This window comes from Cryptosporangium phraense, assembly GCF_006912135.1.
Taxonomy (GTDB): Bacteria; Actinomycetota; Actinomycetes; order Mycobacteriales; family Cryptosporangiaceae; genus Cryptosporangium; species Cryptosporangium phraense.
This window is the reverse complement of record NZ_VIRS01000012.1, coordinates 47,544-64,881: the sequence shown is the minus strand read 5'-3', so window position 1 is coordinate 64,881 and position 17,338 is coordinate 47,544. Positions and strand designations below refer to the sequence as shown.

At 71.9% G+C, this 17,338-nt stretch carries 17 protein-coding genes; 5 read left to right on the top strand and 12 right to left on the bottom strand.

Going from position 1 to position 17,338, the window contains the following annotated elements; translation table 11 throughout:
- The first annotated feature begins 867 nt into the window (after positions 1-867).
- Positions 868-2,256 carry an FAD-dependent oxidoreductase gene (locus FL583_RS18160; protein WP_205752245.1) on the top strand — a complete coding sequence of 463 codons (1,389 nt, stop codon included), beginning with the start codon at positions 868-870 and terminating at the stop codon, positions 2,254-2,256.
- On the opposite strand, the gene FL583_RS18155 is transcribed toward FL583_RS18160, so the two are convergent.
- A complete protein-coding gene (locus tag FL583_RS18155; protein WP_170323720.1) occupies positions 2,249-3,499 on the bottom strand; it encodes an MFS transporter in 1,251 nt (416 codons plus the stop codon). The two genes, FL583_RS18160 and FL583_RS18155, sit on opposite strands and share 8 nt — an antisense overlap.
- Positions 3,500-3,551: 52 nt before the next feature.
- Between FL583_RS18155 and FL583_RS18150 the strand changes: the two genes are divergently transcribed.
- Complete coding sequence (locus tag FL583_RS18150) at positions 3,552-4,235, top strand: ArsR/SmtB family transcription factor (RefSeq protein ID WP_142705864.1); 684 nt, start codon at positions 3,552-3,554, stop codon at positions 4,233-4,235.
- On the opposite strand, the gene FL583_RS18145 is transcribed toward FL583_RS18150, so the two are convergent.
- Entirely contained in the window at positions 4,186-4,773 is a 588-nt protein-coding gene (locus tag FL583_RS18145; RefSeq protein ID WP_142705863.1) for a TetR/AcrR family transcriptional regulator, read from the bottom strand. The genes FL583_RS18150 and FL583_RS18145 overlap by 50 nt on opposite strands.
- Positions 4,774-4,822: 49 nt before the next feature.
- On the opposite strand from FL583_RS18145, the gene FL583_RS18140 reads away from it, so the two are divergent.
- Positions 4,823-5,542 (top strand): SDR family oxidoreductase, encoded by a 720-nt coding sequence (locus tag FL583_RS18140; RefSeq protein WP_142705862.1) that lies wholly within the window; start codon positions 4,823-4,825, stop codon positions 5,540-5,542.
- A 46-nt stretch (positions 5,543-5,588) separates the two neighbouring features.
- Here FL583_RS18140 and FL583_RS18135 read toward each other — a convergent pair whose 3' ends face one another.
- The 8 genes from FL583_RS18135 to FL583_RS18100 all read right to left on the bottom strand — a co-directional run bounded on the left by FL583_RS18135 (position 5,589) and on the right by FL583_RS18100 (position 12,262).
- Positions 5,589-7,043: a DHA2 family efflux MFS transporter permease subunit gene (locus FL583_RS18135; protein WP_170323719.1), complete on the bottom strand. Its 1,455-nt coding sequence runs from the start codon at positions 7,041-7,043 to the stop codon at positions 5,589-5,591.
- An 82-nt stretch (positions 7,044-7,125) separates the two neighbouring features.
- Positions 7,126-7,725: a TetR/AcrR family transcriptional regulator gene (locus tag FL583_RS18130; RefSeq protein ID WP_170323718.1), complete on the bottom strand. Its 600-nt coding sequence runs from the start codon at positions 7,723-7,725 to the stop codon at positions 7,126-7,128.
- Between the two features lie 11 nt (positions 7,726-7,736).
- Positions 7,737-8,474, bottom strand: a complete 738-nt coding sequence (locus FL583_RS18125; RefSeq protein WP_142705859.1) for an urease accessory protein UreD — start codon at positions 8,472-8,474, stop codon at positions 7,737-7,739.
- The gene (gene ureG / locus FL583_RS18120) at positions 8,464-9,186 is read right to left on the bottom strand and encodes an urease accessory protein UreG (protein WP_142705858.1); all 723 of its coding nucleotides are present in this window, start codon (positions 9,184-9,186) and stop codon (positions 8,464-8,466) included. Before ureG ends, FL583_RS18125 begins: the two co-directional genes overlap by 11 nt.
- Positions 9,176-9,901 (bottom strand): urease accessory protein UreF, encoded by a 726-nt coding sequence (locus tag FL583_RS18115; RefSeq protein ID WP_142705857.1) that lies wholly within the window; start codon positions 9,899-9,901, stop codon positions 9,176-9,178. The genes ureG and FL583_RS18115 overlap by 11 nt, the downstream gene beginning before the upstream one ends.
- A gap of 8 nt (positions 9,902-9,909) precedes the next feature.
- Positions 9,910-11,631: an urease subunit alpha gene (locus FL583_RS18110; protein WP_142705856.1), complete on the bottom strand. Its 1,722-nt coding sequence runs from the start codon at positions 11,629-11,631 to the stop codon at positions 9,910-9,912.
- Positions 11,628-11,954: an urease subunit beta gene (locus FL583_RS18105; protein ID WP_142705999.1), complete on the bottom strand. Its 327-nt coding sequence runs from the start codon at positions 11,952-11,954 to the stop codon at positions 11,628-11,630. The genes FL583_RS18110 and FL583_RS18105 overlap by 4 nt, the downstream gene beginning before the upstream one ends.
- A gap of 5 nt (positions 11,955-11,959) precedes the next feature.
- Complete coding sequence (locus FL583_RS18100; RefSeq protein ID WP_142705855.1) at positions 11,960-12,262, bottom strand: urease subunit gamma; 303 nt, start codon at positions 12,260-12,262, stop codon at positions 11,960-11,962.
- A gap of 223 nt (positions 12,263-12,485) precedes the next feature.
- Here FL583_RS18100 and FL583_RS18095 point away from each other — a divergent pair, with 223 nt between their 5' ends.
- A complete protein-coding gene (locus tag FL583_RS18095) occupies positions 12,486-13,070 on the top strand; it encodes a Uma2 family endonuclease (RefSeq protein WP_170323717.1) in 585 nt (194 codons plus the stop codon).
- Between the two features lie 203 nt (positions 13,071-13,273).
- Positions 13,274-13,933, top strand: coding sequence for a cutinase family protein (locus tag FL583_RS18090; protein WP_142705853.1), 660 nt, complete (start codon positions 13,274-13,276; stop codon positions 13,931-13,933).
- A gap of 1,209 nt (positions 13,934-15,142) precedes the next feature.
- On the opposite strand, the gene FL583_RS18085 is transcribed toward FL583_RS18090, so the two are convergent.
- On the bottom strand, positions 15,143-16,501 hold the full coding sequence (locus tag FL583_RS18085) for an 8-oxoguanine deaminase (protein WP_142705852.1): 1,359 nt from the start codon (positions 16,499-16,501) through the stop codon (positions 15,143-15,145).
- Positions 16,495-17,337: a factor-independent urate hydroxylase gene (gene pucL / locus FL583_RS18080; RefSeq protein WP_142705851.1), complete on the bottom strand. Its 843-nt coding sequence runs from the start codon at positions 17,335-17,337 to the stop codon at positions 16,495-16,497. Before pucL ends, FL583_RS18085 begins: the two co-directional genes overlap by 7 nt.
- Position 17,338: the final 1 nt, after the last annotated feature.

Genomic DNA, 17,338 nt, shown 5'->3' with positions numbered 1-17,338 from the left:
GGGTTGCCGGGCGCGGCGAGGCGGGGGGTTGCCGGGCGGGCCCGCGGTGGCAGGGGGCTGAGGTTCGTTGCCGGGTCGGCCTCGACAGGTGGTCCCTGAAGTTGCCCGTTGGGCCTCCGGCGACCGGTCGGGCCGAGGTCGTCAATCGGGTCTGCGGTGCGGGCGAGTTGGAAGCGGCGGGGCCGGCGATTGCTGTGCGGGCCGGCGACAGGCGGGGCCGGGAGTTGCCCACTGGGCCACGGGAGGTTGCCGATCGGGTCCGAGGTAGCGAGCGGGGCTGGGGCAGCCGGGAAGGCAGGGTGCGGCAAGGCGGGGTATTGCTGGGCCGGCCGGCCGGCCGACGGCGGCAGGGGGATAGGGGCGTCCGCCAGTTCTGCGGCGCCAGGGGCTGGGGATTGGTCACCGCGTCCACGGCGGAGGGGCATCGGCGGGATCCGGCGGCAACCCAGGCTGGTGCTTTCGCGGCCGGATCGCCGCAGCAGTAGGGGCGCGGGCTGTTACGCGATCAGCCGTGCGACGGGATCTGGGCGGGATGGTCAACGACCTGCCTACACGGGCTCAGGGCCGCGGACTGACCACGCGGAACCTGCCCGGGGATTCGACAGCGGCTGTCGGCCTATCGGTCGCGCGGCGGGCAGAGAGCCCACGATCCATCTCGCGGCCGAGGCCGGTCACCAGCCCTCGCACGGTTGGTCACCGCTCGCGAAGGCCGGCGACACGCCAGATCCCTGCCCCCGTTCTCCTCGACGCGGTCGCCGCAACCGGCCAGCGGGTAGCCCGGGGTCACCGCGCGGGCGCGGTCGCGACCTCGGGCGTTCGTTTGTGGGTTTTGGTGGTGCCCGCACCCGTCCGACGTACTGTGAACGAGTGGACCAGCGACCACTTCGGGTAGCTGTCGTCGGATCAGGCCCCTCGGGTATCTACGCGGCCGAGGCGCTGACCCGGCAGACCGACGTGGAGATCGACGTCGACGTCCTTGATCGGCTCCCTACGCCGTTCGGGCTGGTGCGGTACGGCGTGGCGCCCGATCATTTGAGCATCCGCGGCATCCGGGAGACGCTCTGGCGCCTGCTCCGGGACCCGTCGGTGCGCTTCCTCGGCAACGTCGAGCTCGGTACCGACCTCACGGTCGAGGAGCTCCGCCGCCACTACGACGCGGTCGTCTACACGTTCGGGGCCTCGGCCGACCGGCGGCTCGGTATACCGGGCGAGGACCTTCCCGGCAGCCTGCCCGCCACCGACGTCGTCGCCTGGTACTGCGGCCATCCTGACGCGGCCCGGGGGGCGGTCGAGGAGGCGTTGCTGACGGCGCGGTCGGCGGTGGTCGTCGGGGTGGGGAACGTTGCGCTGGATGTTGGGCGGGTGCTGGCGCGGTGCGGGGCGCTCGATCACACCGACATGCCCGAGCACGTCCTGAGCGCGCTGGGGAGCTGCCCGGTTCGTCAGATTCACCTGCTCGGACGTCGGTCCCCAGCGCATGCCGCGTTCACCACGAAGGAGCTGCGCGAGCTGGGCAAGCTCGAGGGCGTCTCCGTGCGGGTGGATCCGGCCGATCTGGCGCCGCATCCGGCCACCGACGCGATCCTGGCTTCCGACCGGGCGGTGGCTCGGAACGTCGACGTACTGCGAGGGTGGGCCGAGGCAGACGAGAGCGGGAGCGGCCCTACCGGGGTCCACCTGCGGTTCTTCACCCGGCCGGTGGAGATCCTGGGCCGTGACCGGGTCGAGGGGGTGGTCGTCGAGCGCACCGCGCTCGCTGACGACGGGTCTGTGGTCGGGACCGGGGAGCGGTCGGTGATCGAGGCTCAGCTGGTCGTGCGGTCGGTCGGGTACCGCGGGGTGCCGATGGTGGGCCTGCCGTTCGACTCGCGTCTGAACGTGGTGCCGCACGAGCAGGGGCGGGTGGTGCGCGACGGGGTGGCGGCGGCCGGGGAGTACGTCGCCGGGTGGATCAAGCGGGGGCCCAGCGGGGTGATCGGCACGAACAAGGCCGACGCGCACGAGACCGTCGCCACGCTGCTCGAGGACGCGACCTCCGGGGCTCTGCCCCGGGCCGAGCGGCCGGGCCGCGACGCGGTCACCGATCTACTGGCCGAGCGGGGCGTCCGGGTGTTCACGCTGGACGACTGGCGCGCGATCGACGCCGCCGAGATCGCCCTCGGCGAGTCCCGGGGCCGGGCTCGCACCACGCTCGCAACGCGGGACGCCCTCCTCGACGCCGTCCGAGCCACCATGCCCGCCGAACCCATCAACTGACGGCCCCCGCGCCCACCCCGCCCCCGTCACCCGCGCCGGCTCCGCCGGCCCCGGCCACGCCGGCTGCGTCCCCCACGCCAGACGCCGCTCGCGCGGCCAGGGGCAGGATCGGCACCGCACACGCGACGAAGAACCCCGCCATCGCCACCCATCCCACCCCACCCAAACCCCCGACCAACCCCACCACCACCCCCGGCGCGAACTCCTGCACCACCCCGGTCATCGCCGCGCTCACACCCAGGTACTCCCCCCGAAACTCCTCCCGCATCAACCCCACCGACACCGCCCACTGCCCACTCACGAACAACAGCTCACCGACTACATGCAGCAACCCACCCCCGAGCACGATCACCGCCGCCCATCCCGCCCCCTTCCCGGCCGCCGGAAGAAACACCAGGCAGCTCACCGCGAGCACCACCCCGGCGAGCGTCGCCGCGACCGCGCCCTGCCGGATCGTCAGCACCCGCGCGCTCACCGCGCTCTGCAACCCGGCTATCAGCACCGAACTGACGATCACCGTGCCCGCGGCCACCACCGGCGGGGCCGACGTCGACGACACGACCCAGAGCGGAATCCCGGTCGACTGCACGGCCCAGCACGCGGTCAGCGCGGTGATCGGGGCCATCGCCAGCAGGTACCGCCGGTCCCGGATCGCGGGCCCGCGCAGCCCCGCCCACCGGCTCAGCCGTCGCCGGGTCGGCGTCTCCGGCACCCCGGCCAGCAGCCCCGCGTTCACCACGAACGTGACCGCGTTGAACACGATCGCCGCCGCGTAGGCCCACCGCTGATCCACGGCCAGCACGGCCGCCCCGATCCCGGCCCCGACCGTGTTCCCGGCGTGCACGGCGGCCCGCGACCGGGCCAGCATCCGCATCCGCCGCTCATCGTCGAACAGCCCGGTGATGAGCGCGTTCCCGACCCCGGACCCGACCACCTGGGCCCCGTTGAACACGGCCGCGACCAGCGTCAGCGCGACCAGCCCGTCCACCGCGAGGAAGGCCAGGCAGGCGACCGCGCGCACCAGGTTGATCGTCAGCGCGACCCGGCGCGCGCCGAACCGGTCGGCGATCGCCCCGCCGGGCAGCGACAGCGCGATCCCGACGACTCCGGCCACCGCGAGCGATAGCCCCAGCCGACCGGCGGGCAGGCCGATCACCCGGGTCAGGTACAGCGCCCAGATCGTGAACCAGAGCCCGCCGCCGATGCCGTTGATGCCGGTCCCGAACAGGAGACGACCTTCCACGCTATGACGCTTCATGAATGCATGAATTGTCGTTGTGGGGCAGGATCAAACCATGGCGGACCTGGCGGACGTACTGGGCGCGGTCGGTGACCCGATCCGCTTCGAGGTCCTGCGCCTGCTCGCCACCCGGGGTCCGTCCGCTCAGTCCGCGCTGGCCGAGCGACTCGGCCTCACCCCCTCCCGCCTCGGTAACCACCTCGCCGCGCTGCGCGCGTCCGGTCTGGTCCGGACGTCGCGCGAGGGCCGTTCCACCCGTTACGACGTCACCGATCCGGACGCCGTCCGCGCGCTGATCGCGGCCGTGGAGTCACTGGCCCTGGACGTCGGCGCCCCGAGCGCCAGAACCCCGGGCGACGAGGGCGAGCTCTCGGCGTTCGCCCGGGCCCGGACCTGCTACGACCACCTGGCCGGCGACGCTGGCGTCCGGCTGCTAGACCGGCTGGTCGCGGAGGGCGCCCTGATCCCCGGCCCGGACGCCGAGTCCGTGCTCACCCCCGGCGACGGCCTGGCCGCAGCCCTGGAGCGGCTCGACGTCGACTACCCGGACGTCGGACGGCGGAAGCTCGCCATCGGCTGCCTCGACGCCACCGCCGGCCGCCCGCACCTCGGCGGCGCGCTCGGCGGCGAGATCCTCCGGACGTTCGTCCGGCGCGGCCTGCTGACGCCCGGCCCGTCCCCGCGCAGCCTCATCGAGCACCCGGCGCTGGCGACGCTGCTGGAGCCAGCAGTTCGGTGAGCTCGTCGGCGAGCGTGGGCACCAGCGGTTCGCGGGTCGCGAGCACCCGGTACCAGAGCACGCCGAACACGACGTCGATCACCAGGTCCGGCGGCGGCTGCGCCGGGAGGTCGCCGCGCTCCGCGGCCCGGTCCAGCACCCGGCGCAGCGCCGCCCGCCGACGGGTCAGGAACGCGTCCCGGAACCGGTCGCCGAACGCCGGGTCGAGCTGTGCCTCGGCCATCAGCGGCCGCAGGATCTCCGCCACCCCGGACGCCTCGGCCAGCGCGAACGACTCCGACAGGAACGCGCGCAGGTCGGCCCGGTACGACCCGTGGTCGTCGGCCGAGATCTCCAGGTCGGCGTGGGTCGCGAGCGCCTCGAACAGCACGTCGGCCCGCGACGGCCACCACCGGTAGATCGTCTGCTTGCCGACGCCGGCCCGGGCCGCGATGCCCTCGATCGTCAACCGGCCGTAGCCGATCTCGCGGACTAGCTCGACCGCACCGGTGAGGATCGCGCTCCGGCTCTCCTCGCTCCGCTTGCGTCCGGCCGTCATGGGGCTAGTCTAAAACGAGACGCGACGGTTCGAAATTGGGAGTCCCCGCATGCCTGGAAAGACAGCACTCGTTCTCGGTGGCACGTCCGGCATCGGCCTGGCCACGGCCCGGCAACTGCGCGCGCTCGGCGCGACCGTCCACGTCAGCGGGCGCGACAAGCGTCGTCTCGACGATCTCGCCGCCACCGACCCCGACCTGATCGGTCACCGCTCCGACGCCGCCGACCCGACCGCGCTGGGCGACCTGGCCGCGTCGGTGAACACGATCGACTGGCTGGTCGTCACGGTCAGCGGGGCCGAGGGGATGGGCCCGGTCGCCGACCTCGACCTCGACGTTCTGCGCCGGGCGTTCGACGCCAAGTTCTGGGTCCATCTCGGCGCGATCAAGGCCGTGCTGCCGCAGCTGTCCGCGGACGGGTCGATCACGCTGGTCAGTGCGTCGTCGGCGCGGATGGGGATGCCCGGCACCGCTGGTCTGTCGGCGTTGAACGCCGCGGTCGAGGGGCTCGTTCGGCCGCTCGCGGTCGAGCTGGCGCCGATCCGTGTCAACGCGGTCTCGCCCGGGCTCGTCGACACCCCCTGGTGGAGCAGCACCCCGGACGACGCCCGCCGGGCGCTGTTCGACCAGATCGCCGGAGTGCTGCCGGCCCGTCGGGTCGCGTCCGCGGACGACGTCGCCGAGGCCGTCGTGCTGGCGGCCACGAACCGCAACCTCACCGGCACGGTCCTGGAGTCCGACGGCGGCGCCCGCCTGGTCTCCCTGGCCTGACCCACGGCGGCCCGGGCCTCCGCGCGGAGGCCCGGGGCGCCGGAGCTCACACCGTCGTCAGCTCCTCCGTGGACGGTTGGACGGCTCGCCGCCGACGGAACGGCAGGAACAGCGCGGGGACGACCGCGACCGCGGCGAACGCGACTATCCACCAGAACGTCGAGCCGAACGACGACGCCAGCGCGTCGGGAGTCGGGCCGGTCGCCGACACCCGATCGGTGATCTGACGCTGCAGCGCGACGAACAGCACCGCGCTCCCGAGCGACGCCCCGAGCTGCTGGAAGATCCGCACCGACACGCTGGCCCGCGGAATCGCCTCCGGGGACAGCCCGCGCAGGGCCGCGCTCATCACCGGCACGAGCACCGCGCCGATGCCGATCCCGCTCAACACCTCGGCCAGCCCGATCAGCACGTAGCTCGTGCCCGCACCGAGCGCGGTGTAGGCCAGCCCTCCGAGCCCCCCGAGCACCAGGCCGACCAACGCGATCGGACCGGCCGGGAACCGGTCGGCGAGCCGCCCGGCGACCACCAGCGACGAGCCCATCCCGAGCCCCAGCGGGATCAGCAGCAACCCGGTGTGCAGCGCGTCCTCGGCCCGGACCTGCTGGTAGTAGAGCGGCAGCAGGCCCAGCGCCCCGAACATGACGCCGCTGGCGACGACGATCAGCCCGGCCGCGGCGGCGAACGAGCGCACCCGGAACAACCGGACGTCGATCAGCGCCCGGGCACCCCGGCGGATCGAGTGCAGCGTGAACAGCACCAGCAGGGCCAGCCCCCCGACGACCGGCCCGATGACCGCGACGTCGGAGAAGCTGCCGTTGCGTCCGGCCTCGGCGAAGCCGTAGATCATCGCCGCGAACGCCGGCGCGAGCAGCACCAGCCCGAGCACGTCCAGCGGGGTGCGCGCGGCCCCGGGTGCGATCCGGGGCAGGAACCGCGGCGCGAGCAGCAGCGCGAGCGCGCAGATCGGCAGATTGACGTAGAAGATCCAGCGCCACGACAGGTTCGTGACGATGAGCCCACCGAGGATCGGCCCCAGAACCGGGCCGAGCAGCGCGGGGAGACCGATCGTCGCCATCACCCGCCCGAGCCGCTCCGGTCCGGCGGCGATCGCCAGGATCGACTGGGCCAGCGGGAGGATCATGCCGGCGCCGATGCCCTGGATCACCCGGAACACGATCAGGCTGCCGATCGACCAGGCCATCCCGCACAGCACCGAGCCGAGCAGGAACACCACGAGCGTGAACATCCACATCGTCCGGGCGCCGTAGCGTTCCAGCGCCCACCCGGCGATCGGGATGACGCTCGCCATCGACAGCAGGTAGCCGGTGCTGACCCACTGGAACGTCGAGAGCGTGGTGTGGAAGTCGTTGATCAGCGTGTTCGTCGCGATCGACATCATCGTGACGTCGAGCTGCATCATGATCGCGCCGAGCATGATGACGCCGGCGAGCTTCAGGAGCTCGGGCGTCAGCTTGCTGTTGTCCTCCGTGACGGTCACGGTCCTCTCCTTCGGATCGGTAAACATTTACTGCGCGGTAAACATTTACTGCAGACTGCACGTCAAAAAAGCAGCGGGGAATTCAGTTGGAAGGCGGGGTCATTCCCTGCACGAACTGGTCGATCACCAGCTCCTTCGCCCGGTCCTCGCCCATCGCCAGGACCGGGGCCAGGAACTCGAACGACTTCGCGCTCGTGGCGCCCATCGCCATGATCGAGCCGATCGCCGTGCTGTAGGCCAGGACGAACGGCAGGTCCTTCCGGAAGACGCCGTCGCGCTGCCCTCGCTCGTACAGCTCCCGGATCTGCGCGGGCAACTGCTCGGGCGAGGTCGGATGCAACGTGCCGAAGTGCCCGGCCAGTTGCTCCTGCAGGAACAGCGCCGACCGGTGCGGGTGGGCGATCGCCAGGTCGAGCGACGACCGGAGCACGTACCGCATGCCCTCGAGCGGCTCCATCTCCCGAGCCTTCTCCAGGGCCGGCCACCACGCCTCCGCGATGGCCCGGCGCTGCTCGTCCATGACCGCTCCGTACAGGCCTTCCTTGCTGCCGAAGTGGTGGTAGATCATGCGCTCGTTGACGCCGGCGCGGGCGACGATCGCGCGGATCCGAGCACCGTGCAGCCCGTACTGCGCGAACTCCTCGGCGGCGGCCGCAAGGAGGGCCTCTCTGCTCTCGCTCACGCAGTAAGTGTTTACTGCGAGACGGTCTCCGTCAAGGCCCCGAGCGCCCGTCCTACCCGGACCGTGTCCGGCCCCACGGCCGTGATCACTACCGCAGAGAGGTCGGCTAGCGGCATGACCTCGCACCGGACCTCGGGTTCGGTGTTCCGCCGGGCGGCGTGATCGAGAGACCGGAAGGGATCGACGGCGAGGGCCGTCGCGACGACGCGGGCGCCGCCCAGCACGGCGGGACCGTCCCACCCGCGGGGGGCGCCGGTGCCGATCTCGAGATCCTGGGCGAGCAGCGTGCGACCGGCGCGGCGGACGCGCCAGCGGGTGCGCAGACGGCCGGGCTCCTCGGCATGGCGGCCGAGCACGAGCGTCTCGACGAGCGTGAGGCGGGCCGACTCGTGGAGCGAGACGTCGAGCGTCGCGACGTGATCGGCGCCGGTCGCGACCACCAGCGGCTGCGGTTCCCAGCGCAGCGACGCGTTCGCGCCGACGTGCAGCGACACGAGTGCCTCGCTGGACCCGCCGTGCGCCCCGGGCAGGGCCAGCGAGGCGCCGGCCGAGCCGACGTCGAGGGACGCGCCGTCGCCGACCGAGACCGTGAGGTCGGTGCGGTCGCCGCCGAGCGGTCCGGCCGCGCCGGTGACCATCGTGAGCCCGCGGTCGGTCTGGCGCAGCACGATCGGCGGCTGGGACTTCAGCGTCCGCAGGACCGTACGGTCGCCGACGAGTTCGGCGACCGCCCGCGCGCTAGCCCTCACGCAGCCACCGGTCGCGGGCCTCGCGGATCCAGCCGGCCACCGTCGCGGCCGACGGCTCCTCCCGCAGCGACTGGAACACGACCGGCTTGCCGCGGCGCACCGCGGCCGCGTCCCGGTCCATCACGCCGAGGTCGGCGCCGACGAGCGGCGCCAGGTCGGTCTTGTTGATGACGAGCAGGTCGGACCCGGTGACCCCGGGTCCGCCCTTGCGCGGCACCTTGTCTCCTCCGGAGACGTCCAGGACGAACAGTTGGACGTCGACGAGCCCGCGGCTGAACGTCATCGTGAGGTTGTCGCCGCCGCTCTCGACGAGGACGAGCTCGAGCGGGGCGAACGACTCCTCCAGCCCTTCGACGGCGTCGAGGTTGGCGGCGATGTCGTCGCGGACCGCGGTGTGCGGGCAGCATCCGGTCTCGACCGCGGCGATGCGCTCGGGGGCGAGCACGCCGGACTTCTTCAGGAAGTCGGCGTCCTCGGTCGTGTAGATGTCGTTCGTGACGACGCCGAGCTGCAGCTCCGGGCCGAGCGTGCGGCAGAGCGCGGCGACCAGCGCGGTCTTGCCGGAGCCGACCGGGCCGCCGACGCCGACGCGGAACGCGCGCTTCGTCGTCTTCGGCGCGAGTTCGCCGGTGAGCGGCGCGTGCTGTTCGAAGACGTCGTGGTCGTGCGGTTCGCCGTTGGCGTGCGCGAGGGTGTGGGCATCAGGAAGCAAAGAGACGCACCTCCGAACGGGCGTGGGCCTGCGCGAGCAGGTCCAGTAGGGGAGCGGACGGCGCGGGGAGCGCGTCCGTGGGGCGGTCGGCGTACTGGGCGGCTTCGGTGGCGACCGCGTCCGCCGTCGGGGTCAGGGCCGCGTGCGCGGCGGTGAGGGCGAGTGGGTCCAGGCCGAGCAGGCGGACGGCGGCGGAGGCGGGGCCGTTGATGCTCGCGGCGACGGCCAGGGCGGCGGCTTCGTGGGGGGTGCCGTGTGCGGCGTGGACGGCGACGCCGAGGGCGATCGGGTGGTGGGGATGGGTGCCCAGGGTCTGCAGGGCCGGGTGCGGGAAGGCCTGGCGGGCGACGCGGAGGAGGGCTCGTCCTTGGGCGCGGGAGGTCTGGCGCTGGGCCGGCGAGGGGGTACGCGCGTCGACGGCGGCGTCGAGCTCCGCCCAGGTCGCGTCGGCCGCGGCCGCGCCCGGCGCGGGGCTCGCGGCTGCGGGCCGGGCCTCTGTCGGGGCGGGGGTGGCTGCGGCCAGGTGGCAGGCTCGGGCGGCCACGGCGGCGGCGAGGAGGCCGGCGGTGTGGAGGCGACCGCGCAGGAACTCGACGACGTCGGCGAGATCGCCGCTGATCAGGCCCTCGTCGACGGCCGGGGCGACCCCGCCGCTGTGGGCGTGGGCCCCGGCCGGCAGCCGGGAGTCGGCGAGGAGCAGGAGGGCTTGGCGCATCGGAACCGTCAGAACAGGAAGTAGCGCTGCGCCATCGGCAGCTCGGTCATCGGCGACTCCTCGATGAGATCACCGTCCACGTGCACCGCGAACGTGTCCGGGTTGACCCGGATCTCCGGCGTCGCGTCGTTCAGCGGCAGATCGGCCTTTCCCCGACGTCGGACGTCGGCCACCGGGGCCAGCCGACGACGGACGTTCAACCGGTCCGCGAGACCGTCCTCGATCGCGACCGGCGCGACGAAGTGGACGCTCGTGGCGCTCGCGGCCGTCGGCCGCGCCCCCCACATCGGCCGGGGCAGCACCGGACCGGGCGTCGGGATCGACGCGTTCGCGTCGCCCATCTGCGCCCACGCGATCATTCCGCCCTTCACGACGACGTGCGGCCGCACGCCGAAGAACTTGGGCTCCCAGAGAACCAGGTCGGCGAGCTTCCCGACCTCGACCGAGCCGACCTCGCCCTCCAGGCCGTGGGCGATCGCCGGGACGATCGTGTACTTGGCGACGTAGCGTTTCGCCCGGAAGTTGTCGGCCGGCCCGGTGCCCAGCGCTCCCCGGCGGCGCTTCATCGCGTGGGCGGTCTGCCAGGTGCGCATCACGACCTCGCCGACCCGGCCCATCGCCTGGCTGTCCGACCCGATCATCGAGATCGCGCCCAGGTCGTGCAGGACGTCCTCGGCGGCGATCGTCGACGGGCGGATCCGGCTCTCGGCGAACGCGAGGTCCTCCGGCACGGCCGGGTTCAGGTGGTGGCAGACCATCAGCATGTCGAGGTGTTCGTCGAGCGTGTTGACGGTGTGCGGGCGGGTGGGGTTGGTACTGCTGGGCAACACGTTCGGGTGGCTGGCGACCGTGATGATGTCGGGAGCGTGGCCGCCGCCCGCGCCCTCGGTGTGGTACGTGTGGATGCCCCGACCGGCGATCGCGTTGAGCGTGTCCTCGACGAAGCCGGCCTCGTTGAGCGTGTCGGTGTGCAGGGCGGCCTGGACGCCGTACTCGTCGCAGATCCTCAGGCAGGCGTCGATGGCGGCCGGGGTCGAGCCCCAGTCCTCGTGCAGCTTGAAGCCGGAGGCGCCGGCCTTGAGCTGCTCGATCATGCTGGCTTCGGACACCGTGTTGCCCTTGCCGAGCAGCGCGACGTTGAGCGGGTAGTCGTCGAGGGCCTCGAGCATGCGGGCCAGGTACCAGGGGCTGGACGTGACCGTCGTCGCCTTGGTGCCCTCGGCCGGGCCGGTGCCGCCGGCGATCCAGGTCGTGATGCCGGAGCCGAGCGCCTCCTCGACCTGCTGCGGGGCGATCAGGTGGACGTGGCTGTCGACGCCGCCCGCGGTGAGGATCTTGCCGTTGCCGGCCAGGATCTCGGTGGACGGTCCGATGACGAGTTTCTCGTGGATGCCGTCTTGCGTGTCGGGGTTGCCGGCCTTGCCGATCCCGACGATCCGGCCGTCGGTCACGCCGATGTCGGCCTTGACGATGCCCCAGTGGTCGAGGATCAGTGCGCCGGTGATCACCAGGTCGGGGGCACCCTCGGCCCGGGTGGTGCGGGACTGGCCCATCGACTCCCGGATGACCTTGCCGCCGCCGAAGACGACCTCTTCACCGGCGTCGGCATTGTTCGGGCCGCGGGACAGGTCGTCCTCGACCTCGATCAGGAGGTCGGTGTCGGCGAGGCGGACGCGGTCGCCGGTGGTGGGGCCGAAGAGCAGCGCGTAGCGGCTGCGATCGATGCTCATGCCTCGGGGCCTCGCTCGTCGAGGAGGCCGGCGAACTCGGGTCGCAGCCCCGGGATGTCGCGTCGGCCGGCGATCGCGACCAGGTCGACCTCGCGGACGACGCCGGGCTCGAACCGGACCGCGGTGCCGGACGGGATCGCCAGGCGGTAACCCCAGGCGGCCCGGCGGTCGAAGCTCAGGCCGGTGTTGACCGCGGCGAAGTGGTAGTGGCTGCCGATCTGGATCGGGCGGTCGGCGGTGTTCGTGACCTCTAGGTTCTTGCGCTCCCGGCCTTCGAGGAGAGGCACCGGGTCGGTGGCGACGATGATCTCGCCGGGAATGATCCCGGTCATGGGATCGGGTGGTGGACCGTGACCAGCTTGGTCCCGTCCGGGAAAGTCGCTTCCACCTGCACCTCCTCGAGCATCTCGGGGACGCCGTCCATGACGTCGTCACGGCCGAGCACGTGGCGCCCGGCTTCCATCAGGTCGGACACCGTGCGTCCGTCCCGGGCGGCTTCCATCAGGAACGACGTGATGACCGCGACCGCCTCGGGGTAGTTCAGGCGCAGACCGCGCTGGCGACGTCGTTGCGCCAGGTCGGCTGCGTACGAGATGAGCAGCCGTTCCTGCTCGTGCGGGGTCAGGTGCACAGCGTTCGTCCTTGATCCTCGGCCGCCCAGTCCGCGGGGAGCCTAACCGCGCCGTGTTACCAGCAGATCTCGCCTCGCCGCAGCAGTTGCGGTTGCTGCTGGGTGGCTCGTGTGTAAGAGTTGGCGAATGCGAGCGCAACCCTTAGAGCCGGATAGCCTGCCCTGTGACGATGCGGTGCACGGCGCTACCTCCGTGCGCAGCCGGCTGCTCGAGGAGGTCAGGATGAGCGCTGAGTCGCGCTATTCGATTCCCCTGCCTGTCGACGGCCGATGGACCAACGACTTCCTCGACGCGCTCCCGTACGACCTTCCGTACCGGATCGAAATCGTCGATGGGAACCTGGTAGTGAGCCCCCGCCCTCATCATTGGCATCTCGACGTCGCTGTAGAGGTTCGAAACGCGCTGGTCGCCGCGGCTCCGCCCGGCGTGTGGGCGTACGTCGAACCGGAGGTTCGATGGGCCGGCGGCGACGGTGACCGCGTCGAACAGGCTCTGGTGCCGGACGTGACCGTCGCGCCTCGCGCCCTGCGCTCCGAAGAGGCGCCGCCGTACTCGCGCCCGGAGGTCGTGCAGCTGGTCGTCGAGGTGGTGTCTCCGTCCTCGATCGTCACCGACCGGGAGCACAAGCCCCGGTACTACGCCGCACTCGGAATTCCGGCCATGTGGCGAATCGACCGAGGCCTCACGTTGACTGAATATCGACTCTCGGTCGAGGGTGGGCCCGAGATCGTGCGGACCGTCGAAGGGGGAAAGTTCACCACCGACGTGCCGTTTCCGGTGACCCTCGATCTGGACTCGCTGGGCTGAATGTCGATTGTGGAGAATTGCGGAAAAGGTTCACGGATTCGCGGTAATTCGGCGCGCTGATGGATTCTCTCTGGCGGGTGCACAATCATGCTGCATGACGCATTCGACGATTAACCGGAATTAAGGTTCCCACCGGCAATCTTGCCGATCCTGGGGGCGGCGAAATCTTCTTACGTTGATTTGGCCAGTCAACAGGAGGGCCAATGAAGATTTCTCTCGCGGTTCGCCGCATCCTCACCGCAGTAGCCGTGACCGCAACGAGCTTCACCGGGCTCGCCGTGGTCGCGTCGCCCGCCACCGCCGCCTGCTCCGACGTCCAGGTCGTGTTCGCCCGGGGGAGCACGGAAGCGCCCGGCCTCGGCATCGTCGGACGGCCGTTGGTCAGCGCGATCCAGCAACAGTTGCGCGGGCTGACCGTCGACTCGTACGCCGTCGACTACGCCGCGGACATCGCTCAGACCAGCGCCGGGCCGGGCGCCACCGACATGAGCAACCACATCGAAGAGGTCGCGGCCGCGTGCCCGAACACCTCGTTCGTGATCGGTGGCTATTCGCAGGGTGCGAGCGTGACCGACATCGCGATCGGGATCCCGACGTCCCTCGGGCGCGGCGGCACCATTCCGACGAACCTGGCGCCGCGCGTGAAGGCCGTGACGGTTTTCGGTAATCCGCTGCGGTTGTTCCGCCAGACGATCAATTCGGCGAGTCAGTTGTACGGCCAGAAGGCGCTCGACCAGTGCGCGACCGGTGACCCGGTGTGCGGGAACGGCTCGAACTCTTTCGCGCATCTGACGTACGCGTTCGACGGCCAGTCGGTTCCGAGGGCCGCGCAGTTCGCCGCGAACCTCGTGAAGCAAGGCTGAGTTCGCCCCGATCTCGCGCCCGCCGGCACCGGACACCGGCGGGCGCGATCCCATGTCTTGCCCCGCGCTGCTCGACCACCCGAACTGATGCGCACTCACCCAGGGGGTGTGCGGCCTCGCCCGGCCGCCGCATTCCCGCCGCCGGAGGCGCGACCTCTGCCCCCGGCGGCCGTCGAGCGACTGATACTCCGCACACCTCGGCTCCACGCGCCTCGGCTCGAGAGCGCCCACGCCCCGCGCGGCAGGCCCTGCGCCCCGCGCGGCAGGCCCGCGCCCGGGAGCCGCGCGCCGCGCAGGCCCGCGTTCCGGGAGCCGCGCGCCGCGCCTGTGCCTGTGCCTGTGCCCGAGCTCGTGTCGTGCCACTGTGCCCGCCCTCGTCTCGGCGCTGCGCACACGGCAGGTCCCGTGCCCCGCCCTGCAGGCCCCTTGCCCCGCGCTCCGGGCCCCGCGCGCCGTGCCTGTGCCCGCGACCCGCGCGGCGCTCCGTGCTGTAGGTCCCGCGCCCTGTGCTGCAGGTCCCGTGCTCCGGGCCCCGTGCGCCGCGTCTGTGCCCGCGCGCCGTGCCTGTGCCCGCGACCCGCGCTGCGCTCTGGGATGCAGGTCCCGCGCTGCGCGCTGCAGACCCCGCGCCCCGGGGCTGCAGGTCCCGCGCTCCGGGCCCGTGCACAGGGCCCCGTGCACCGCGCTTGTGCACGCGCGCCGCGCCTCGGGCCCGCGCCTCGGGCCCGCCCACTTTGCCGGCTTTTCGGGGTCTCCCGCGCCTCGGAGACCCCGGAAACTTGTGAATCCATAAGCCCGCATGCATCGCGTCTGTGCCCCGGTGCGCTCCGCTTCTGCGACTCCCGGGCTCGGCCCCCGATCCTGGACGCGGGATGGGCGGCTGTCGTAGATCTGTGTGGGGCGGAGCGGTGAGGGTTGTCGGTGATCGGGGATCGTCGGCCGAGTCGAGAATGGGTGTCGTCCTAGGGTCTGATGGCGTTGAACGACTCGGCGGCGGCGTTGTCCGCCGCGCTCATCGACTGCTCATCGAAACTGCCGCCCCGATCAGGTCGGTTGCTGTAGGCCCGGGATCGTCCTGCGGGTCTGGCAGCGCAGCCGCGCCCACTCAGACCTCGAACAGCATGGGGACGCGGAGCCGGGTAGACGACACGTCCGCCGAGTACACCCGCGAACATCCTCCGCGCCCCGCGCCCCGAGCCCGGAGGCAGGTCAGGCAGAAGCCCGCGTAGCCAAGGCGCGAGCAGCGTGGCGGAGATCCCGCCCGGCCGACTCCACGTCCACCGTCTGCAACTCGTCCTCGATCACGATCGGCCGACCCTCCACGTACAACCTCGCCAACGGCGGCGGCGACGCATACACCAACGCATCCACCGGATCGACGATGTCCGCGTGGAACGGCCCGTCCACCCGCCACAACGCCACGTCCGCCCGCTTCCCGACCTCCAGCGACCCGATCTCCGCCTCCCGCCCGAGGCACCTCGCCCCGCCCATCGTCGCGACCCGAAGCACCTCCCGGGCCCTCAGGCCGGGCATTCCGTAGCGCAGGCGGGCCGCGAACACGGCCGCCCGGAGCTCGTCCGACATCCCGCCGTTCTCCTGCGACGCCGCCCCGTCGACGCCCAGCCCCACCGGCACACCGGCCCCCAGCAGCGCCGGCACCGGGGCGATCCCCGACCCCAGCCGCGCGTTCGAGCTCGGGCAGTGCGCCACCCCGGTCCCGGCCGCCCCGAGAACCGACGCGTCCGCATCGGACAGATGCACACCGTGCGCGAGCCACACGTCCGAGCCCAGCCAGTCCACCGACGCCAGGTACTCCACCGGCGTCATCCCGAACTGCTTGCGGCAGAACTCGTCCTCGTCGAGCGTCTCGGCCAGGTGGGTGTGGAGCCGGATCCCCAGCGACCGGGCCTGCGCCGCCGACTCTCGCATCAGGTCCCTGGTCACCGAGAACGGCGAGCACGGCGCGGCCGCGATGCGCAGCAGCGACCCCGGCGACGGGTCGTGCCACTGGGCCACCGCGTCGCCCACCGCGGCCAGGATCGCGTCCAGCGACTCGACCACGGAATCGGGCGGCAGGCCGCCGGCGGACTCCCCGAGGTCCATCGAGCCGCGCGTCGGGTGGAACCGCAGCCCGACGTCCTGCGCGGCCAGCACGGTCGCGCCGAGGACGTCGCCGCCGGAGGCCGGGAACACGTAGTGGTGGTCCGTAGACGTCGTGCATCCGGTCAGGGCCAGCCGCGCCAGCCCGGACCGCGCCGCCGCCTCGACCACGTCCGCGTCGATGCCGGCCCAGACCGGATACAGCGTGGTCAGCCAGTCGAACAGCCCGTCGTCCACCGACACGGCCCGGGTCGCCCACTGGTACAGGTGGTGGTGGGTGTTCACCAGCCCGGGCGTCGCCAGGCACCCCGACGCGTCCACCACCACAGCGTCCCCGAACGAAGGAGCAGCACCCGGTCCGACCGCGCGAATGACCCCGTCGGTGATCACGACGTGCCCGGACGAGTAGAACGTCTCCGACCCATCCACCGTGGCGATGGCGCAGCCATCGAGAACGGTCGTCACCACAGCGCGGGCCCTTCCGTGTAGGTCGCGCCGTCCCGGCGCACGGTTCCCTGGATCAGCCCGAACGGCTCGGTCGGGGCGACGTAGACCTGGTTCGGGTTGTCCAGCCCGAACGGCGTCAGGTCGACGAGGTTGTGGTGCTTGTTCGGCAGCGACAGCCGTACTTCGCCCACCGACGGGCACTGAGCCAGCAGATAGGACCCCATCGAGAACAACGTCTGCTGCAACGAGTAGCTGTACGTCGACGAGAACGCGGTCAGCAGAGCGCCCCGCGCATCAGAGAACGCCGCATCCCAGTCCAACGACGGATCAGAATGATCCCACCAGGCATCCACCGACGTCGCCAGCATCCGGTCGGTGGTCTCGGGCAGCGTCGTGTACTCGTCCCGGGGGAACCCGTGGAACTCCGACGCGGTCGTGTTCAGCACGGTCAGTCCCGAGAGCCCCGACGACACCGCCACCGAATCGGCGGTCACCACCACCCGGGCCAGCCGGGTCTCCCCGCCCGACCGGCGGAACGAGTGCGGCCCGAACTGCTCCCACCGGTGCTGCTCGATCGTCAGCTGGGCCCGGTGGATCTCCGACGACAGGAAGTGCTTCCCGAGCAGCACCCCGAACGCCTCCGGCGACCCCACCCCGTACTCGCGGGCGAACGCGTACATCGTGTTCTTCTGCGTATCCGTGGCCAGCACCGCGCTGTTGTCGCCGGTCAGGTGCGTCGCGGCCAGGTCGCCCGACAGCGCCGAGGCGATCGTGAGATCGGTGACCACCGGGCCGTCGACCGTCACCAGCCGCACACCGGCCTTGCCGTACTGGTTGGGGCCCAGACTGAAGCTCACG